The organism is Streptomyces sp. NBC_00466, from assembly GCF_041433995.1.
In the GTDB taxonomy this organism is placed as follows: domain Bacteria; phylum Actinomycetota; class Actinomycetes; order Streptomycetales; family Streptomycetaceae; genus Streptomyces.
Map to the genome: position 1 here is coordinate 1,115,047 of NZ_CP107896.1, position 16,536 is coordinate 1,131,582.

Genomic DNA, 16,536 nt, shown 5'->3' on the forward strand with positions numbered 1-16,536 from the left:
GTCCGGGCGGTTGTCAGTGGTGGGGTGCACGATGGGGACATGGTGAGGTCAGCGCTCGACTCCTTCTCCCCCGCGACCCGTAGCTGGTTCACGGGGGCCTTCACCGCGCCCACCCCGGCGCAGGACGGTGCGTGGCGGGCGATCGGTGCCGGGTCCGATGTGCTGGTCGTCGCCCCGACCGGCTCCGGCAAGACGCTCGCCGCGTTCCTGGCCGCCCTCGACCAGCTGGCGTCGGCGCCACCGCCCGCCGAAGCCAGGAAGCGCTGCCGGGTCCTGTATGTCTCCCCACTCAAGGCGCTTGCCGTGGACGTCGAGCGCAATCTCCGCAGCCCGCTCACCGGCATCCGCCAGGAGTCGGTGCGCCTCGGGCTGCCGGAGCCCGATCTGCGGGTCGGTATCCGCTCGGGCGACACCCCCGCCGCCGAGCGCCGGTCGATGGCTCTCCGGCCGCCGGACATCCTGATCACCACCCCCGAGTCGCTGTTCCTGATGCTCACCTCGTCCGCGCGTGACGCGCTGGCAGGCATCGAGACGGTGATTCTCGACGAGGTCCACGCGGTGGCCGGCACAAAGCGGGGTGCGCATCTCGCCGTGTCCCTGGAGCGGCTGGACGAGCTGCTGCCGCGCCCGGCCCGCCGTATCGGACTGTCCGCGACGGTCAGGCCGGTGGACGAGATCGCCCGCTATCTCTCGCCGCAGCGCAAGGCCGAGATCGTGCAGCCGCCCTCCGGCAAGGAGTTCGACCTCTCGGTGGTCGTCCCCGTCGAGGACCTCGGTGAGCTGGGCGGTTCCCCGGCATCCGACACGGACCCGGACAAGGCGGAGAAGCCCTCCATCTGGCCGCATGTCGAGGAGCGCATCGCGGATCTGGTCCAGGCGCACCGCTCGACGATCGTCTTCGCCAACTCCCGCCGGCTGGCGGAGCGCCTGTGCAACAGGCTGAACGAGATCGCGTACGAGCGGGCCACCGGGGAGATCATGCCGGAAGCCCACTCCCCCGCCGAGGTGATGGCCGAGTCGGGCGCCGCCAAGGGCGCGCCCGCGCTGCTCGCCCGCGCCCACCACGGCTCGGTGTCCAAGGAGCAGCGCGCCCAGGTCGAGGAGGATCTCAAGGCGGGCCGGCTGCCCGCTGTCGTGGCCACATCCAGTCTTGAGCTGGGGATCGACATGGGGGCGGTCGATCTGGTCATCCAGGTCGAGTCACCGCCTTCGGTGGCCTCCGGCCTCCAGCGGGTGGGCCGCGCGGGGCACCAGGTGGGCGCCGTCTCCACCGGTGTCGTCTTCCCCAAGTACCGGGGGGACCTGGTGCAGGCCGCCGTGGTGACCGAGCGGATGCGGACCGGCTCGATCGAGGCGCTGCGGGTCCCGTCGAATCCGCTGGACGTACTGGCCCAGCAGCTGGTCGCCATGGTGGCTCTCGACAGCTGGCAGGCCGACGACCTGCTGGCGGTGGTGCGCCGCGCGGCGCCGTTCGCCGCGCTTCCCGAGTCCGCCTTCACGGCGGTCCTGGACATGCTCGCCGGACGCTATCCGTCGGACGCCTTCGCGGAGTTGCGTCCGCGCGTGGTGTGGGACCGGATCGCCGGTACGGTCACGGGCCGCCCAGGTGCGCAGCGCCTCGCTGTCACCTCCGGCGGCACCATCCCCGACCGCGGCCTCTTCGGAGTGTTCCTCGCCGGCGCCGACCCCAAGAAGGGCGGCGGGCGGGTCGGTGAACTGGACGAGGAGATGGTCTACGAGTCCAGGGTGGGCGACGTCTTCACCCTCGGCACCACGTCCTGGCGTATCGAGGACATCACCCGCGACCGGGTGCTGGTCACCCCGGCCCCGGGGGTGCCTGGCCGGCTGCCGTTCTGGAAGGGCGACCAGCTGGGCCGCCCGCTCGAACTGGGCCGCGCCGTGGGCGCGTTCCTCCGCGAGGTGGGCGGCCTCGCTCCGGACGACGCCCGGCTGCGGCTGCTCGCTGCCGGGCTCGACGCCTGGGCCGCTGACAACGTCCTCTCCTATCTGGACGAGCAGCGCCGGGCCTGCGGCCATGTGCCGGACGACCGGACCATCGTCGTGGAGCGGTTCCGTGACGAGCTGGGTGACTGGCGGGTGGTCGTCCACTCCCCGTTCGGCGCGCAGGTGCACGCACCCTGGGCGCTCGCACTCGGCGCCAAGCTGTCCGAGCGGTACGGGATGGACGCGCAGGTCATGCACGCCGACGACGGGATCGTGCTGCGGCTCCCCGACGCGGATCTGATGGGCCTCGACCTGCTGGACGGCGATCCGGCCGCACCGGGCGTCGAGTACGACACCGAGCAGGCCCCGCTCGGAGCGGCCGATGTCGCCTTCGACAAGGGCGAGATCAACCAGATCGTCACCGACCAGGTCGGCAGCTCGGCCCTCTTCGCCTCCCGTTTCCGCGAGTGCGCCGCCCGCGCCCTCCTCCTGCCGCGCCGCAGCCCGGGCAAGCGGACACCACTGTGGCAGCAGCGCCAGCGGGCCTCTCAACTCCTCCAGGTCGCGAGCGAGTTCGGCTCGTTCCCCATCGTCCTCGAAGCCGTACGTGAATGCCTCCAGGACGTGTTCGACGTACCGGGCCTCACCGAGCTGATGGGCGACATCGAGTCGCGCCGCGTCCGCCTCGTCGAAGTCACCACGGCCGAACCCTCACCGTTCGCCCGCTCGCTGCTCTTCGGCTATGTCGCCCAGTTCCTGTACGAGGGCGACTCCCCACTCGCCGAGCGCCGGGCGGCAGCCCTCTCGCTGGACTCCCGGCTCCTTGCCGAGCTGCTCGGCCGGGCCGAGCTGCGCGAGCTGCTGGACGCCGATGTGCTGGACGAACTGGAGCGAGAGCTCCAGTGGCTGACGGAGGACCGGCGGATCAAGGACGCCGAGGGGGTCGCGGACCGGCTGCGGCTGGTCGGCCCGCTGACCGACGCCGAGCTGGCCGAGCGCGGGGCGGAGCCGCACTGGGCATCCGACCTGGCAGCCTCCCGCCGGGCCATCCGGGTCCGTATCGCGGGCACCGGCCACTGGGCGGCGATCGAGGACGCGGGCAGGCTGCGTGACGCACTCGGCACCGCGCTCCCGGTGGGTGTGCCCGAGGCCTTCACCGAGCCGGTCAAGGATCCGCTCGGCGATCTGCTCTCCCGCTTCGCACGGACACACGGCCCGTTCACCTCGTCGACGGCGGCGGCACGCTTCGGCCTGGGCAGCGCGGTCACGGACGGCGCGCTGCAGCGGCTCGCCGCGGCGGGCCGGGTGGTCCAGGGCGAGTTCCACCCGTCCGGCATCGGCCAGGAGTGGTGCGACGCCACGGTGCTGCGCAGGCTCCGCCGCCGCTCCCTCGCGGCCCTGCGCGAGGAGCTCGAACCGGTACCGCCCGAGGCACTCGCCTCGTTCCTGCCGCAGTGGCAGCACCTCGGGGCCGGCAGCCTGCGGGGCATCGACGGCCTGGCGCGCGCCGTCGAGCAGCTCCAGGGGGCGCCCGTCCCCGCCTCCGCGCTGGAGAGACTGATCCTGCCATCGCGGGTGTCCGGCTACACACCGGCCCTCCTCGACGAACTCACCACCACCGGCGAGGTCGTCTGGGCGGGTGCGGGCGCGCTGCCGGGCAAGGACGGCTGGATCTCCCTCTTCCTCGCGGACAGCGCACCGCTGCTCGTCCCACCACCCCATCCGCTGGAACTGAGCGCGCTGCACGAGTCCGTGCTCCAGGCCCTCGCCCCCGGCTACGGACTCTTCTTCCGCCAGCTCAAGGACCACGTCCGCGCCACCACCCACCCGGACTGCACCGATCCCCAACTGGCCGACGCCATCTGGGACCTGGCCTGGTCGGGAAGGCTGACCAACGACACCCTGGCCCCGCTCCGCTCCCTGCTCGGCTCGGGCCGGACGGCGGGCTCCACCGCCCACCGCGCCCGCCGGACGGTCCCGCGGGGGCGGTACGGCACCCTCACCGCGGCGGCGCGCCCCGTCTCGCGGACCGGCCCGCCGACGGTGGCGGGCCGCTGGTCCCTGCTCCCGGCCGCCGAGCCGGAGACGACCCACCGCGCACACGCCCTGGCCCGTACGCTCCTGGACCGGCACGGTGTCGTCACCCGTGGCGCGGTATCGGCCGAGGGTGTCGAGGGCGGCTTCTCCGCGGTCTACCGCATCCTCTCCGCGTTCGAGGACAGCGGGCAGGCACGACGGGGCTATGTCGTGGAGGGCCTGGGCGCGGCCCAGTTCGCGATGGACGGCGCGGTGGACCGGCTGCGCGCGGCGGCCACCGCCCGCGACCGTACGGATTCAGGGGCGCCGGGCCGGGCACTGGTGCTCGCCGCGGCGGATCCGGCGAACGCGTACGGAGCGGCGCTGCCCTGGCCGGAGTCCCCGGGCGGGGTGGGCCACAAGCCCGGCCGGAAGGCGGGGGCTCTGGTCGTCCTGGTGGACGGAGAGCTGATCCTCTACATGGAGCGCGGCGGAAAGAGCCTGCTGGCCTGGCCCACCGAGCCCGACCACCCCGGGCTGCTGGCCGCAGGACAGGCGCTCGCCGCAGCGGCGGCTTCGGGGGCGCTGGGCACCGTGACCGTGGAGCGCACCAACGGCGCGTCCGCCCTCACCTCCGACCTGGGCCGGACCCTGGAGGCAGCCGGTTTCGTCGCCACCCCAAGGGGGCTGCGGCTGAGAGCCTGACTGCGGCATCCCTGAAATCAGTGAGCCCCTGAATCAGTGCGAGCCTGCTGCTGCAGCGGACGTCATACCGAGTCGTGTTCCTGGGCCGACGCGGTGATGAGTTCGTCGGCGACCCACCGTGCGACCCCGGCGGGGTAGGGCGCCGCCAGTCCCAGGACGATGTGCCGGAAACCGGCCACGGTCGCTCTGCCGATCGCGTCCCGGGTGGTGCCGGGATCGGTGTAGGAGACGGGCAGCACGAGCGAGCGCGTGATCGTGGCGGGATCGCGCCCGATCTCGGCGCAGTAGCGGTCCAGCAGTGCGCCACGGGCGACGGCGTCGTCGATGTCGCCGCCGGGGTAGTTCCACAGGTCGGCATGCTCGGCCACCACACGCAGCGTCGAGGACGCGCGTCCGCCGATGAGGACGGGCGGGTGCGGGCGCTGAACGGGTTTGGGGTTGCCGAACGCACCGGTGAGCTGGATATGGGCGCCGTGGAAGTCGAACGGTTCCGGCTCGGTCCACAGCCGCCGGATCACCGTGCACGCTTCGGCGAGACCGGCGACGGCGTGGGCGGCGTCGTGAAAGGGCAGGCCATGTGCTTCGTACTCGCGCCGGGCCACTGGGTGACCGGGCCGTGAGCCGGCGCCGATGCCGAAGTCGAGCCGTCCGCCGGAGATGACGTCGACGGTCGCGGCGATCTTGGCCAGCATCGCCGGAGGGCGGAAGCGGTTGCTGGTCACGAGCACACCCAGACGAAGCCGTCGGGTCTGCGCGGCGAGGGCCGAGAGCAGCGTCCACCCTTCGTAGGCCACCCCGTTCGGGTCGCCTCCGATCGGCATGAGGTGATCGAAGAGCCATGCGTGCTCGATCTCCGGGATCGTGTCGGCCTCGCGCCAGACCCGCAGGATGTCGTCGTAGTCGACCTGCGAGGGGGCGGTCATGATCCCGAAACTGGGCTGAGGTGATGGCGGCATGGGGCCACTGGCTCCTTTCAGTGTCGGCAGCGCCGGGGCAGGAGCGCCGCCGGTGTCACGACCGGGACAGGAAAACGGAACATCGTTCCAGTAACGATACGGAACGGTGTTCCACTTGGCAAATACGCGCAGCGCCAACATGGCCCCCGGCAAGCCCCACCCCACACCCGAGAGCCCGCATCATGGAGACATGCCCGAAGGAGACAGCGTCCACCAGGCCGCTCGGCGGCTGCACACGGCGCTCGCCGACCGCGCCCTCACCCGGTTCGACCTGCGCGTCCCCCGGTTCGCCACCGCCGACCTCACCGGGCGCACCGTCCTCGACGTCACCCCGCGCGGCAAACACCTCCTGATGCGCGTCGAGGGCGGTCTCACCCTGCACAGCCATCTGCGGATGGACGGCGCCTGGAAGGTCTACGCACCGGGCGAGCGCTGGCACGGCGGCCCCTCGCACGAGATCCGCGCCATCGTCGGAACCGCCGGGCCCACCGCCGTCGGCTACCGCCTCCCCGTACTGGAACTGCTGCGGACCGCCGAGGAGAGCACGGTCGTCGGCCACCTCGGCCCGGACCTGCTGGGCCCCGACTGGGAACCGGGCAGAGCACTCACCAATCTGCTGACAGACCCCGGCCGGCCGCTTATCGAAGCCCTCCTCGACCAGCGCAACCTCGCCGGTATCGGCAATGTCTTCGCAGCGGAGATCTGCTTCGTACTGCGCGCCACTCCCTGGCTGCCCGTCGGTGAACTCCCCCGGCCGGAAAGGGCGGTGACCGTCGCGAAGAAGCTCCTGGAGGCCAACCGCGACCGCCCCGTCCGCACCACGACGGGCCGGCCGAATCAACGCCTGTACGTCTACGGACGCGCACCCCGCCCCTGCCTGCGCTGCGGCACCTCCGTACGCCGGGCCAACCGGACCGACAGCGGCAACGGCAGCCGTGAACGCCCGACGTACTGGTGCCCCACCTGCCAAATGAGCCCCACCACCCTCACCACCCCCAGCAACCCCACAGATCCCACCAGACCCACCACCCCCAGCAACCTCACAGATCCCACCAGACCCACCACCCCCAGCAACCTCACAGATCCCACCAGACCCACCACCCCCACCAAGCACCAGACCCCGCCCACCCCTAGTTGACGGGCCGTCAGATTCAGTCGTACGGTCCCGTCATGCCCGTCACGGCGTACGACCTCACCGGCCGCACCGCGTTCATCACCGGCGCCGCGAGCGGCATCGGCCGCGCCAGCGCGGTGCTCCTGGCGGAAGCGGGCGCCACCGTCCACTGCGCCGACCGCGACGAAGTGGGGCTGCGCGAGACCGTGTCCGCGATCGCCGGAGCGGCCGGCGCCGCGCATCCGCACCCACTGGACGTCTCCGACCGCAGCGCCGTGGAGGCAGCCGTCGAGGCGGCCGCCACGACCTCGGGCCGACTGGATGTACTGGCGGCAGTCGCGGGGATCATGCACAGCAGTCCGGTCCTGGAGACACGGGACGAGGATCTGGACCGCGTCCTCGCCGTCAACTTCAAGGGCGTTCTGTACGCCTGCCAGGCCGCGGCCCGCAGCATGATCGCGACGGGTACGGCGGGAAGCATCGTCACGATGGCGTCGGGCGCCGTGGACACCGGCGGCCCGGGGCTGCTCTGCTACGGCGTGACGAAAGCGGCCGTCTTCCAGCTGACGAAGACACTCGCGACCGAGGTGGGCCCACACGGAATCCGGGTCAACGCGGTCGCCCCCGGCTGGATCCGTACCCCCATGACGGAGCGGCACAACAACAGCGAGGCCCAGGCGCACACCGCGGCCCTGATGTCCCGGATGTCGCCGCTGGGCCGGGTGGGCGCACCCGAGGAGATCGCGCACGCCGTACTGCATCTGGCGTCCGACGCCGCCGCGTTCACGACCGGTCAGATCCTGCGCCCGAACGGCGGCGTCGCCATGCCCTGGTAGACCGGCGCACAACAGACCGAGGCACGGCAGACCGAGTCAGAACAGACCGGGGCGCAGCAGACCCGCGCCGCCACGCCCCAGCGGAGCGCGGGGAACGTACCCGCCGCCTTGCCGGCGAACGGCCGCCCGGAAGCTCGACCACGTGCACCGGCAGCAGACTCAGCCCCCACCCTCCGACGGCGACAGCGCCCTCCAGCGGCCCGGACTCACCGGGCGCCAGCACCATTCGCAGGACGGCCCACCACCACATACCGCCCGCTATTAAAGCCAGCATCACCGCCGGCACCCACCGCCGCACCACGGCCGCCTCCTCCGGCTGACGCCGATGCCGCACCGGGACGGGCACACCACGGCCTAGCACGGCCCAGCACCCGGGAGCCCTGTCCGGTGGTGACACCGCCCGGGGCGCCGGCCGTGACACCGCCCGTGACGCCACCCGGGGCCCACCACCCGGCGGGAGGGCGCACGAGGCGCCCGCCCGGCGCGTATCCGCACGGCTACGCGTTCTCCGCCTGGTACATCCAGGCGTGCTTCTCCAGAGCAGCGGTGACTCCGATGAGCAGATCCTGCGTCACCGGGTCCGGGACGTCGGTGGCCGCGATCCGCTCCCGCATGCCCGTGATGACGACTCCGAGGGCGGCGACCAGCGTCCGCACGGCGTCGGTGTCACTGATCCGCCCTTCGGGGACCTCCCGGATCGCGCTCGTCCGGGAAACCGTCGCGGCCCGGCCGTCCGGCGTCACACCGATCGCGGAGGCCCGCTCGGCCACCGTGTCCGTGTACTGCCTCGCGGTGTCGACGACCTCGTCGAGCTGAAGATGGACCGACCGGAAGCGCGGTCCGACCACGTTCCAGTGCACCTGCTTGGCGACCAGCGACAGATCCACCAGATCCGCGAGTGCGCCCTGCAGCGCATCTCCGACCACTTTCAGGTCGGCCTCGGACAGAGAGCTCTTCACGCCAGACATGCGAGGTCCTCTCATATGTTCGTACGTTTCCATCACCATGGCACAAATATCCACAAAGCGGACACCCAGGGCAGAAAAGTGGCTCCGCCCGGCCCCTGAGGACCGGCCGGAGCCAGAAAGCACGTACTAGGCCGCTACTACATTCACGGCCTCGGCGGGCGCCTTGATCGTTACCCGCTCGGTAGGAACACCCGTGACCGACGTCACGGAAACGGAATTGAGCATCGAGCGTACCGGCACAGGTACCGGCTCAGTCGACGCTGCCGACTCGGCCAGCTCGGCGAGCGACAGCTCGTCGCTCACTTCCCGCATGAGCTCGGACATCCGTACGTCAAGCGCGTCGCAGATCGCGGAGAGCAGCTCGGAGGATGCCTCCTTCTGCCCCCGCTCCACCTCGGACAGATAACCGAGAGAGACTCGGGCGGACGAGGAGACTTCGCGCAGAGTACGGCCCTGGCGCTGGCGCTGCCGACGCAGCACGTCACCCAACAGGCGACGGAGCAGAATCATCGGTGGCTCCCTCCTCGGACCGCGTAGCCGCATCCTTCACGCCCCACCGTACCGCCTTGCGCCGCGGCCGTGCGGGGAGCGATGTCGTGTTCACTCAGGGCTGCAAACATCAATTCCCCCCGTTCTCTTCCGTATCCTGTGTCCGCGCATTCGCACGAAGTTCATCGCAGAGCAGTCCGAGAACACCCAGCACACTCTCTCTACGGATTTCCGCCCGGTCCCCGTTCAACCGCAGCGAGGCCATATTCTCCGCCCCGTCCGGCCCGCGGACCGCGACGTACACCGTCCCGACCGGCTGCCCGTCCTGCATGTCGGGCCCGGCGACCCCGGTGGTGGCCATCCCCCAGTCCGCGCCCAGCACCCGCCGCACCCCGGCCGCCATCTGCCGGGCGACCCCGGGGTCCACCGCGCCGCGCTCGGCCAGCAGAGCACCGTCGACGCCGAGGATTTCCTGCTTGAGGGCCGTTGCGTACGCCGTGACGGACCCGCGGAAGACCCGGGAGGCACCGGAGACGGAAGTGAACTCGGCGGCCAGCAGGCCGCCGGTCAGCGACTCGGCGACGGCGAGAGTCTCCCCCCGGTCCGCCAGGAGCTCCAGCACCCGGGCCGCCGAACTCACCGGGCGGCCCGCTCGGCCGCGAGTCCCTTGCGGCGGGCGGTCACGGCCTGCTGCACGTAGTCGAGCCCGGTCACCACGGTCAGCACCACGGCGACCGCCATCACCCAGAACCGCATGGTCGCCAGCGGACCGGTCAGGGCCAGGACGTACATCCCGACCGCCGTACCCTGCGCGAGTGTCTTGATCTTGCCGCCGCGGCTGGCCGGAATGACCGCGTGCCTGATCACCCAGAACCGCATCAGGGTGATCCCGAGCTCCCGGAACAGGATCACGCCCGTCACCCACCAGGGCAGATCCCCGAGGTACGAGAGACAGATCAGCGCCGCCCCCATGATCGCCTTGTCGGCGATGGGGTCGGCGATCTTCCCGAAGTCGGTGACCAGGTTGTACGTACGTGCCAGATGGCCGTCGAAGACATCGGTGATCATCGCGACGGCGAAGGCAGCCCAGGCCCAGGCCCGCCAGACCGGGTCGTAGCCACCGTCATGGAGCAGCAGCAGCACGAACCCCGGCACGAGCACCAGCCGCACCATGGTCAGCAGATTCGCGACGTTCCACAGACTGACCTGATTGACCACCGCAGCGCCCAGCTTTCCGGCGGGCGCCGGCTTGGCACCGGTACCGCCCGTAGCGGATGCCGGGACTCCGGTCATCTGGCTGCCTCCTCACCAAGACATTCGGCCACCAGGTCGACACCTTCGGTACCAACCACCTTCGCCACGACCATACGGCCGGGGACCAGGCCCTCGCTTGCCGTGAAGACGACCTGCCCGTCCGTCTCGGGCGCCTGGTGAGCGGCCCGGCCCACGGCGCCGTCCTCGCCGTCCACGGACTCCACGAGCACCGAGAGGGTCTCTCCCAGCCGCTCCTCGGCCCGCTGCGCGGTCAGCTCCTCGGCGAGCCGCGAGATGTGTTCGAGCCGTTCGGCGATGACCTCGGCGTCCAGCTTGTTCTCGTAGCCGACCGCCTCGGTGCCGTCCTCGTCGGAGTAGCCGAAGACCCCGATGGCGTCGAGCCGCGCGCCGGTGAGGAAGCGCTCCAGCTCGGCCAGGTCGCTCTCGGTCTCGCCGGGGAAGCCCACGATGAAGTTGGAGCGCGCACCGGCCTGCGGCGCCTTGCCGCGGATCGTGCCGAGCAGTTCCAGGAACCGGTCGGTGTCCCCGAAGCGGCGCATCGCGCGGAGCACACCGGGCGCCGAGTGCTGGAAGGAGAGATCGAAGTACGGGGCGACCTTCGGCGTCGACGTCAGGACGTCGATGAGCCCGGGCCGCATCTCGGCGGGCTGCAGATAGCTGACCCTGATCCGTTCGATGCCCTCGACCTCGGCCAGCTCGGGCAGCAGCGTCTCCAGGAGCCGGATGTCGCCGAGGTCCTTGCCGTACGAGGTGTTGTTCTCGGAGACCAGCATGACCTCCTTGACACCCTGTCCGGCCAGCCAGCGCGTCTCCCCGAGCACATCGGACGGGCGCCGCGAGATGAAGGAACCGCGGAAGGACGGGATGGCGCAGAAGGAGCACCGCCGGTCGCAGCCGGAGGCCAGCTTCACGGAGGCCACAGGGCTGTTGCCGAGTCTGCGGCGCAGCGGTGCCCGCGGCCCGGAGACCGGGGCGACACCCTCCGGCAGATCGTCGGGCGGGGTGTCCTGGGCATGGCCGGGAAGCGCCACACCGGCCGTCTCCTGGCGCTCGGCCGGGCTGATCGGCAGCAGCTTGCGGCGGTCCCGCGGGGTGTGCGAGGCGTGGATCCCGCCATTCAGAATGGTCTGGAGGCGGTCGGAGATATCGGCGTAGTCGTCGAATCCGAGGATCCCGTCGGCCTCGGGCAGCGCCTCGGCAAGATCCTTGCCGTACCGCTCGGCCATACAGCCGACAGCGACGACGGCCTGCGTCTTGCCGTGATCCTTGAGATCGTTGGCTTCGAGCAGGGCGTCGACGGAGTCCTTCTTGGCGGCTTCGACGAATCCACAGGTGTTGACGACGGCCACGTCCGCAGCGGCGGCGTCCTCGACGAGGTCCCAGCCGTCCGCTGCCAAGCGGCCTGCGAGCTCCTCCGAGTCCACCTCGTTACGGGCGCAGCCAAGAGTGACAAGGGCGACGGTACGGCGTTCGGGCATGGGCTCAAGACTACTTTGTCCCGGCCCACGCCCGTTCCGCGAGGGTGATCAGCCCGCCTCGGGGTCGCCCTTGGTGTACGAGAGACGCTCGACCTGGCCGGTCTGGAAGTCGTTGTGGACGTCCTTGCCGTTGACGAACAGCTGGATCGCGCCGGCGTTGCCGAGGATCAGATCGACCTGCTGCGCGTCCGTGAAGGTCTTGGACTCGCCCTTGGCCAGCACACCGTCGAAGAGCAGCTTTCCGTTGTGCGCCTTCGCGGAGATCCAGCTCTTGTCGTCGACGGCGGACAGCTTCACCGTCACCTTGTCCTTCGGCACGGCCGCGATGGCGCTGTCCGACGCGGAGGGAGAGCTGGGCTTGGGATCGGCCGGCTTGCTGGGTTTGGGGCTGGCCCCCTTCGTGGCGGTCGTGGAGCCTTCGGCGACCTGCTTGCCGCCCTTGTCTCCGCTGCCGCCACTGAACATGGTGAAACCGACGAAGCCGATCACGACGACGATCGCCGCGACCATGGCCGCCGTCCAGTTCGGACGGCGGCGCTCCGGCTTGATCCGTTCCGCTTCGAAGAGCGGAGCGACGGGGGTGGGTGCGGGACGGCCGCCGTGCTCCGCGTCGTACTGGTCGACCAGAGCCGCCGGGTCGACGGCGACGGCGCGCGCCAGCGTACGGATGTGACCGCGGGCGTACACATCGCCGCCGCAACGGGAGAAGTCGTCCTGCTCGATCGCGTGCACGATGGGGATGCGCACCCGTGTCGCCGAGCTGACTTCCTCAACCGTCAGACCTGCGGCGATCCGGGCCTGGTGGAGGGTGTGACCGATGGAAGGGCGGTCGTCTTCGGGGGAGTTGCCGATGGACACGGGGGCGCCTTTCGAGCGTGAGCCACCTGCTGGATGTTCAGTCTAGGGGGGTGGTGAAAGGGTGGAGCAACCTGAGCGCGCACTTTGTACGCCATCAGGTCGGCGGATCATCTGACGACCCGCCGGGCGGGCCGGGAGACAACCCGGGTGCAGGACATCCCCGGCCCTTTTTCTCTCCGGTTCCTGTCCAAATTGACGTACGGCCGGGGGAAACGGTTGCCCTCCGATGGGCTACGGCTCGGTCTCTCCGCGGATGACCGCGAGCACGCCGTCCACTTCGTCCGGTTTCACCAGCACATCGCGGGCCTTGGAGCCCTCGCTGGGTCCGACGATGTTCCGCGACTCCATCAGGTCCATCAGCCGGCCCGCCTTCGCGAACCCGACACGCAGCTTGCGCTGGAGCATCGAGGTCGAGCCGAACTGGGTGGAGACGACCAGTTCGGCCGCCTGGCACAGCAGATCGAGATCGTCGCCGATGTCTCCGTCGATCTCCTTCTTCTTGGCCGTCCCGACCACCACGTCGTCGCGGAAGACCGGCGCCATCTGGTCCTTGCAGTGCTGGACGATCTCACCGACCTCCTCCTCGGTGACGAAGGCGCCCTGCATACGGGTCGGCTTGTTCGCCCCCATCGGGAGGAAGAGCCCGTCGCCCTTGCCGATCAGCTTCTCGGCGCCCGGCTGGTCGAGAATGACCCGGCTGTCGGCGAGCGAGGAGGTGGCGAAGGCGAGGCGGGAGGGCACATTGGCCTTGATCAGACCGGTGACGACGTCGACCGACGGCCGCTGCGTGGCCAGCACCAGGTGGATGCCCGCGGCGCGCGCCAGCTGGGTGATCCGGACGATGGAGTCCTCGACGTCACGCGGCGCGACCATCATCAGGTCGGCGAGCTCGTCGACGATGACCAGCAGATACGGATACGGGGAGAGCTCGCGCTCGCTGCCCTCGGGCGCCTTGGCCTTGCCGCTGCGCACGGCCTGGTTGAAGTCGTCGATGTGCCGGTAGCCGTACGCCGCGAGGTCGTCGTACCGCAGGTCCATCTCGCGCACGACCCACTGGAGCGCCTCGGCGGCGCGTTTGGGGTTGGTGATGATCGGGGTGATCAGGTGCGGGATGCCCTCGTACGCGGTCAGCTCGACGCGCTTGGGGTCGACCAGCACCATCCGTACGTCCTCGGGTGTCGCCCGCACCATGACCGAGGTGATCAGGCAGTTGATGCAGGAGGACTTTCCGGAGCCGGTCGCGCCCGCGACCAGGACGTGCGGCATCTTCGCCAGGTTGGCCATCACATAGCCGCCCTCGACGTCCTTGCCGAGCGCCACCAGCATCGGGTGGTCGTCCTCGGCCGCGTCCGCGAGGCGCAGCACATCGCCGAGGTTGACCATCTCGCGGTCGGTGTTCGGGATTTCGATACCGACCGCGGACTTTCCCGGGATCGGAGAGATGATCCGCACGTCCGGGCTGGCCACCGCGTAGGCAATGTTCTTGGTGAGCGCGGTGATCCGCTCGACCTTCACGGCCGGGCCCAGCTCCACCTCGTAGCGGGTGACGGTCGGGCCGCGGGTGAAGCCGGTGACGGCCGCGTCGACCTTGAACTCCATGAAGACGTTCGACAGCGAGGCGACGACCGCGTCGTTGGCGGCGCTGCGGGTCTTGCCGGGGCCGCCGCGCACCAGCAGGTCCAGCGAGGGCAGCGAGTAGGTGATGTCGCCGGAGAGCTGGAGCTGTTCGGCGCGGGACGGCAGCGGCTGGGACTCGGGCGGCTTCGGGGCCTTCTTGGTCAGGTCGGGTACGGCGGCGCCCGCCCCTCCGGACTTCACGGCTCCCGCCGACTCGCGGGCGGACGGCACGGGCACCGCGGCCGACGCGCCGGACGGGGTGGCCTCGGGGCGTTCGACGGAGACGCCCTGGGTCAGATCCGCGACGAGCGGGGAGGGCGGCAGCCCGTGCAGCACGGCCCCGTCCAGCGCGGCGGCAGCCGCGGCCGCGACGTCCACGGCGTCCATCGGCCGGCCGGGCGCGGGCTGTACGGAGGGCCTGCGCGGCTTGCTGCGGCGCTTGGTGAGCGCCTGCTCCTCGGCCGCCTCCGCATCGTAGAGCTCGGGGGTACGGCCACGCGGTGCGGCCGTACGGCGGCCGGCCGGCAGCGACTCGCGCCACTGCTCCTCGTACCGCTCGTCGTCATCCTCGTCCGCCCCGGCGGCGGCGGGCTCGGGGTCGACGATGCCCAGCCGGGCCCCGAGCGCCCTGAGCCGGTGCGGAATGGCGGTGACGGGGGTGGCTGTGACGACCAGCAGCCCGAAGACGGTCAGCAGCAGGAGCAGCGGTACGGCGAGGACATCGCCCATCAGGAAGATCAGCGGCTTGGACGCGGCCCAGCCGATCAGGCCGCCGGCGTCCTGCAGGGCCGATGTGCCGTCCCCGCGCCCGGGAGCGCCGCAGGCGATGTGGACCTGGCCGAGCACCCCGAGGACCAGTGCGGAGAGCCCGATGACGATCCGGCCGTTCGCCTCCGGCTTCTCCGGGTGGAGGATCAGCCGTACGGCGATGGCGCCCAGCAGTATCGGGACCAGCAGGTCCAGCCGGCCGAAGGCGCCGGTGATCAGCATCTCGACGAGATCGCCGACCGGGCCGTGCAGATTCGACCAGGTGCCGGCCGCGATGACGAGCGCCAGGCCGAGGAGCAACAGGGCGACCCCGTCCTTGCGGTGGGCCGGATCGAGGCCCTTCGCGCCCCGTCCTATGCCGCGGAACATCGCCCCGACGCCGTGGGCGGCCCCGAGCCAGACGGCCCGTACGAGCCGGTACACACCCCCGGTGGGGGACGGCGCCGGTTTCGGTGCGGGCTTCGCCGCCGCCTTCTTGGCGGGCGCCCGCTTCGCGGGGGCGGTCTTCTTCGCAGCGGTCTTCTTCGCCGGAGCCGCCTTCTTGGCTGGGCCGGTACGGCCGGCACGCGGCTTGGCGGTCCCCGCCGCGCCTGGGGAACCCTTGCCGGACGTACGTGAGGCCATGGAGCCGAGGTTACCTGTGTCCGCGGCGGCGGACACGTGTGCTGACCTCTTCACCCGTTCGTGTCGCCGGGGTGAACACGCCTTCTTGACGCGCGGCGACGGGTGGTGACACGCACTCAGCAGGGGCGGCCACCGGACAGGCCGTCAACTCTGCGAGGGAAGCGCGGCAGTCGGGCCGCCCGTGCCCGGTTCCAGCGCGTCCAGAGCCCTGCGGAGACCGGTGAGCTTGCGCTCCAGATGGGCCGCGGTGGCGACCGCGGCAGCGTCAGCCGACTCCTCGTCGAGCTGCTTGGAGAGCGCCTCGGCCTGCTCCTCAACTGCCGCGAGGCGCGCGGACAGTTCGGCCAGCAGCCCGGCGGGCTCCTTGGTGTCGCCGACGGCTGGTGCGCTGCCGTCGAGCTGGAGGCGCAGCAGCGCCGCCTGCTCACGCAGTTGGCAGTTCTTCATGTAGAGCTCGACGAAGACCGACACCTTCGCGCGCAGCACCCACGGATCGAAGGGCTTCGAGATGTAGTCCACGGCCCCCGCGGCGTACCCCCGGAACGTGTGGTGCGGCCCGTGGTTGATCGCGGTGAGGAAGATGATCGGGATGTCCCGGGTCCGCTCCCGCCGCTTGATGTGCGCGGCGGTCTCGAAACCGTCCATACCTGGCATCTGGACGTCCAGCAGAATCACTGCGAAGTCATCCGTCAGCAGCGCCTTCAGCGCTTCCTCCCCGGACGATGCCCGCACCAGTGTCTGATCGAGCGCGGAGAGAATGGCCTCCAGCGCCAGCAGATTCTCCGGCCGGTCATCGACCAGGAGGATCTTGGCCTTCTGCACCATGGCCCGTCCTCCTCGTCCCGGCAGTGCACCGGGCGCCGCCCCAGGGGACAGCTCCGTAACGCC

General features: G+C 70.9%; 11 protein-coding genes and 1 pseudogene. 3 read left to right on the forward strand and 9 right to left on the reverse strand.

The window, feature by feature from the left end:
• The first annotated feature begins 39 nt into the window (after positions 1-39).
• Positions 40-4,665, forward strand: a complete 4,626-nt coding sequence (locus OG210_RS04880) for an ATP-dependent helicase (protein WP_371535044.1) — start codon at positions 40-42, stop codon at positions 4,663-4,665.
• Between the two features lie 62 nt (positions 4,666-4,727).
• On the opposite strand, the gene OG210_RS04885 is transcribed toward OG210_RS04880, so the two are convergent.
• On the reverse strand, positions 4,728-5,621 hold the full coding sequence (locus tag OG210_RS04885) for an LLM class flavin-dependent oxidoreductase (protein ID WP_371535045.1): 894 nt from the start codon (positions 5,619-5,621) through the stop codon (positions 4,728-4,730).
• A gap of 190 nt (positions 5,622-5,811) precedes the next feature.
• On the opposite strand from OG210_RS04885, the pseudogene OG210_RS04890 reads away from it, so the two are divergent.
• Together OG210_RS04890 and OG210_RS04895 are read left to right on the forward strand one after the other, a co-directional pair.
• Positions 5,812-6,600: pseudogene (locus tag OG210_RS04890) on the forward strand (DNA-formamidopyrimidine glycosylase family protein); the annotation flags it as partial.
• 191 nt (positions 6,601-6,791) lie between these two features.
• A complete protein-coding gene (locus tag OG210_RS04895; protein ID WP_371535046.1) occupies positions 6,792-7,571 on the forward strand; it encodes an SDR family NAD(P)-dependent oxidoreductase in 780 nt (259 codons plus the stop codon).
• Positions 7,572-8,068: 497 nt separating this feature from the next.
• Here OG210_RS04895 and OG210_RS04900 read toward each other — a convergent pair whose 3' ends face one another.
• The 8 genes from OG210_RS04900 to OG210_RS04935 form a co-directional block, all read right to left on the reverse strand.
• Positions 8,069-8,539: a DNA starvation/stationary phase protection protein gene (locus OG210_RS04900; protein WP_328332083.1), complete on the reverse strand. Its 471-nt coding sequence runs from the start codon at positions 8,537-8,539 to the stop codon at positions 8,069-8,071.
• Between the two features lie 126 nt (positions 8,540-8,665).
• A complete protein-coding gene (locus OG210_RS04905; protein WP_164266895.1) occupies positions 8,666-9,049 on the reverse strand; it encodes a helix-turn-helix domain-containing protein in 384 nt (127 codons plus the stop codon).
• A gap of 109 nt (positions 9,050-9,158) precedes the next feature.
• The gene (locus OG210_RS04910) at positions 9,159-9,668 is read right to left on the reverse strand and encodes a nicotinamide-nucleotide amidohydrolase family protein (RefSeq protein ID WP_328332080.1); all 510 of its coding nucleotides are present in this window, start codon (positions 9,666-9,668) and stop codon (positions 9,159-9,161) included.
• Positions 9,665-10,321: a CDP-diacylglycerol--glycerol-3-phosphate 3-phosphatidyltransferase gene (gene pgsA, locus OG210_RS04915; protein ID WP_266852389.1), complete on the reverse strand. Its 657-nt coding sequence runs from the start codon at positions 10,319-10,321 to the stop codon at positions 9,665-9,667. The genes OG210_RS04910 and pgsA overlap by 4 nt, the downstream gene beginning before the upstream one ends.
• Positions 10,318-11,781: a 30S ribosomal protein S12 methylthiotransferase RimO gene (gene rimO / locus OG210_RS04920; RefSeq protein WP_328332077.1), complete on the reverse strand. Its 1,464-nt coding sequence runs from the start codon at positions 11,779-11,781 to the stop codon at positions 10,318-10,320. The genes pgsA and rimO overlap by 4 nt, the downstream gene beginning before the upstream one ends.
• A 48-nt stretch (positions 11,782-11,829) precedes the next feature.
• Complete coding sequence (locus tag OG210_RS04925) at positions 11,830-12,639, reverse strand: helix-turn-helix domain-containing protein (protein WP_328332075.1); 810 nt, start codon at positions 12,637-12,639, stop codon at positions 11,830-11,832.
• Between the two features lie 231 nt (positions 12,640-12,870).
• On the reverse strand, positions 12,871-15,648 hold the full coding sequence (locus OG210_RS04930) for a DNA translocase FtsK (protein WP_328332073.1): 2,778 nt from the start codon (positions 15,646-15,648) through the stop codon (positions 12,871-12,873).
• A gap of 144 nt (positions 15,649-15,792) precedes the next feature.
• Positions 15,793-16,473: a response regulator gene (locus OG210_RS04935; RefSeq protein WP_328332071.1), complete on the reverse strand. Its 681-nt coding sequence runs from the start codon at positions 16,471-16,473 to the stop codon at positions 15,793-15,795.
• Positions 16,474-16,536: the final 63 nt, after the last annotated feature.

Bases quoted from the DNA above. Each gene is read 5' to 3' on its own strand.
- OG210_RS04880 (WP_371535044.1), top strand. From the start codon at position 40: ATGGTGAGGTCAGCGCTCGACTCCTTCTCCCCCGCGACCCGTAGCTGG.
- OG210_RS04885 (WP_371535045.1), bottom strand. From the start codon at position 5,621: ATGCCGCCATCACCTCAGCCCAGTTTCGGGATCATGACCGCCCCCTCG.
- OG210_RS04895 (WP_371535046.1), top strand. From the start codon at position 6,792: ATGCCCGTCACGGCGTACGACCTCACCGGCCGCACCGCGTTCATCACC.
- OG210_RS04900 (WP_328332083.1), bottom strand. From the start codon at position 8,539: ATGTCTGGCGTGAAGAGCTCTCTGTCCGAGGCCGACCTGAAAGTGGTC.
- OG210_RS04905 (WP_164266895.1), bottom strand. From the start codon at position 9,049: ATGATTCTGCTCCGTCGCCTGTTGGGTGACGTGCTGCGTCGGCAGCGC.
- pgsA (WP_266852389.1), bottom strand. From the start codon at position 10,321: ATGACCGGAGTCCCGGCATCCGCTACGGGCGGTACCGGTGCCAAGCCG.
- rimO (WP_328332077.1), bottom strand. From the start codon at position 11,781: ATGCCCGAACGCCGTACCGTCGCCCTTGTCACTCTTGGCTGCGCCCGT.
- OG210_RS04930 (WP_328332073.1), bottom strand. From the start codon at position 15,648: ATGGCCTCACGTACGTCCGGCAAGGGTTCCCCAGGCGCGGCGGGGACC.
- OG210_RS04935 (WP_328332071.1), bottom strand. From the start codon at position 16,473: ATGGTGCAGAAGGCCAAGATCCTCCTGGTCGATGACCGGCCGGAGAAT.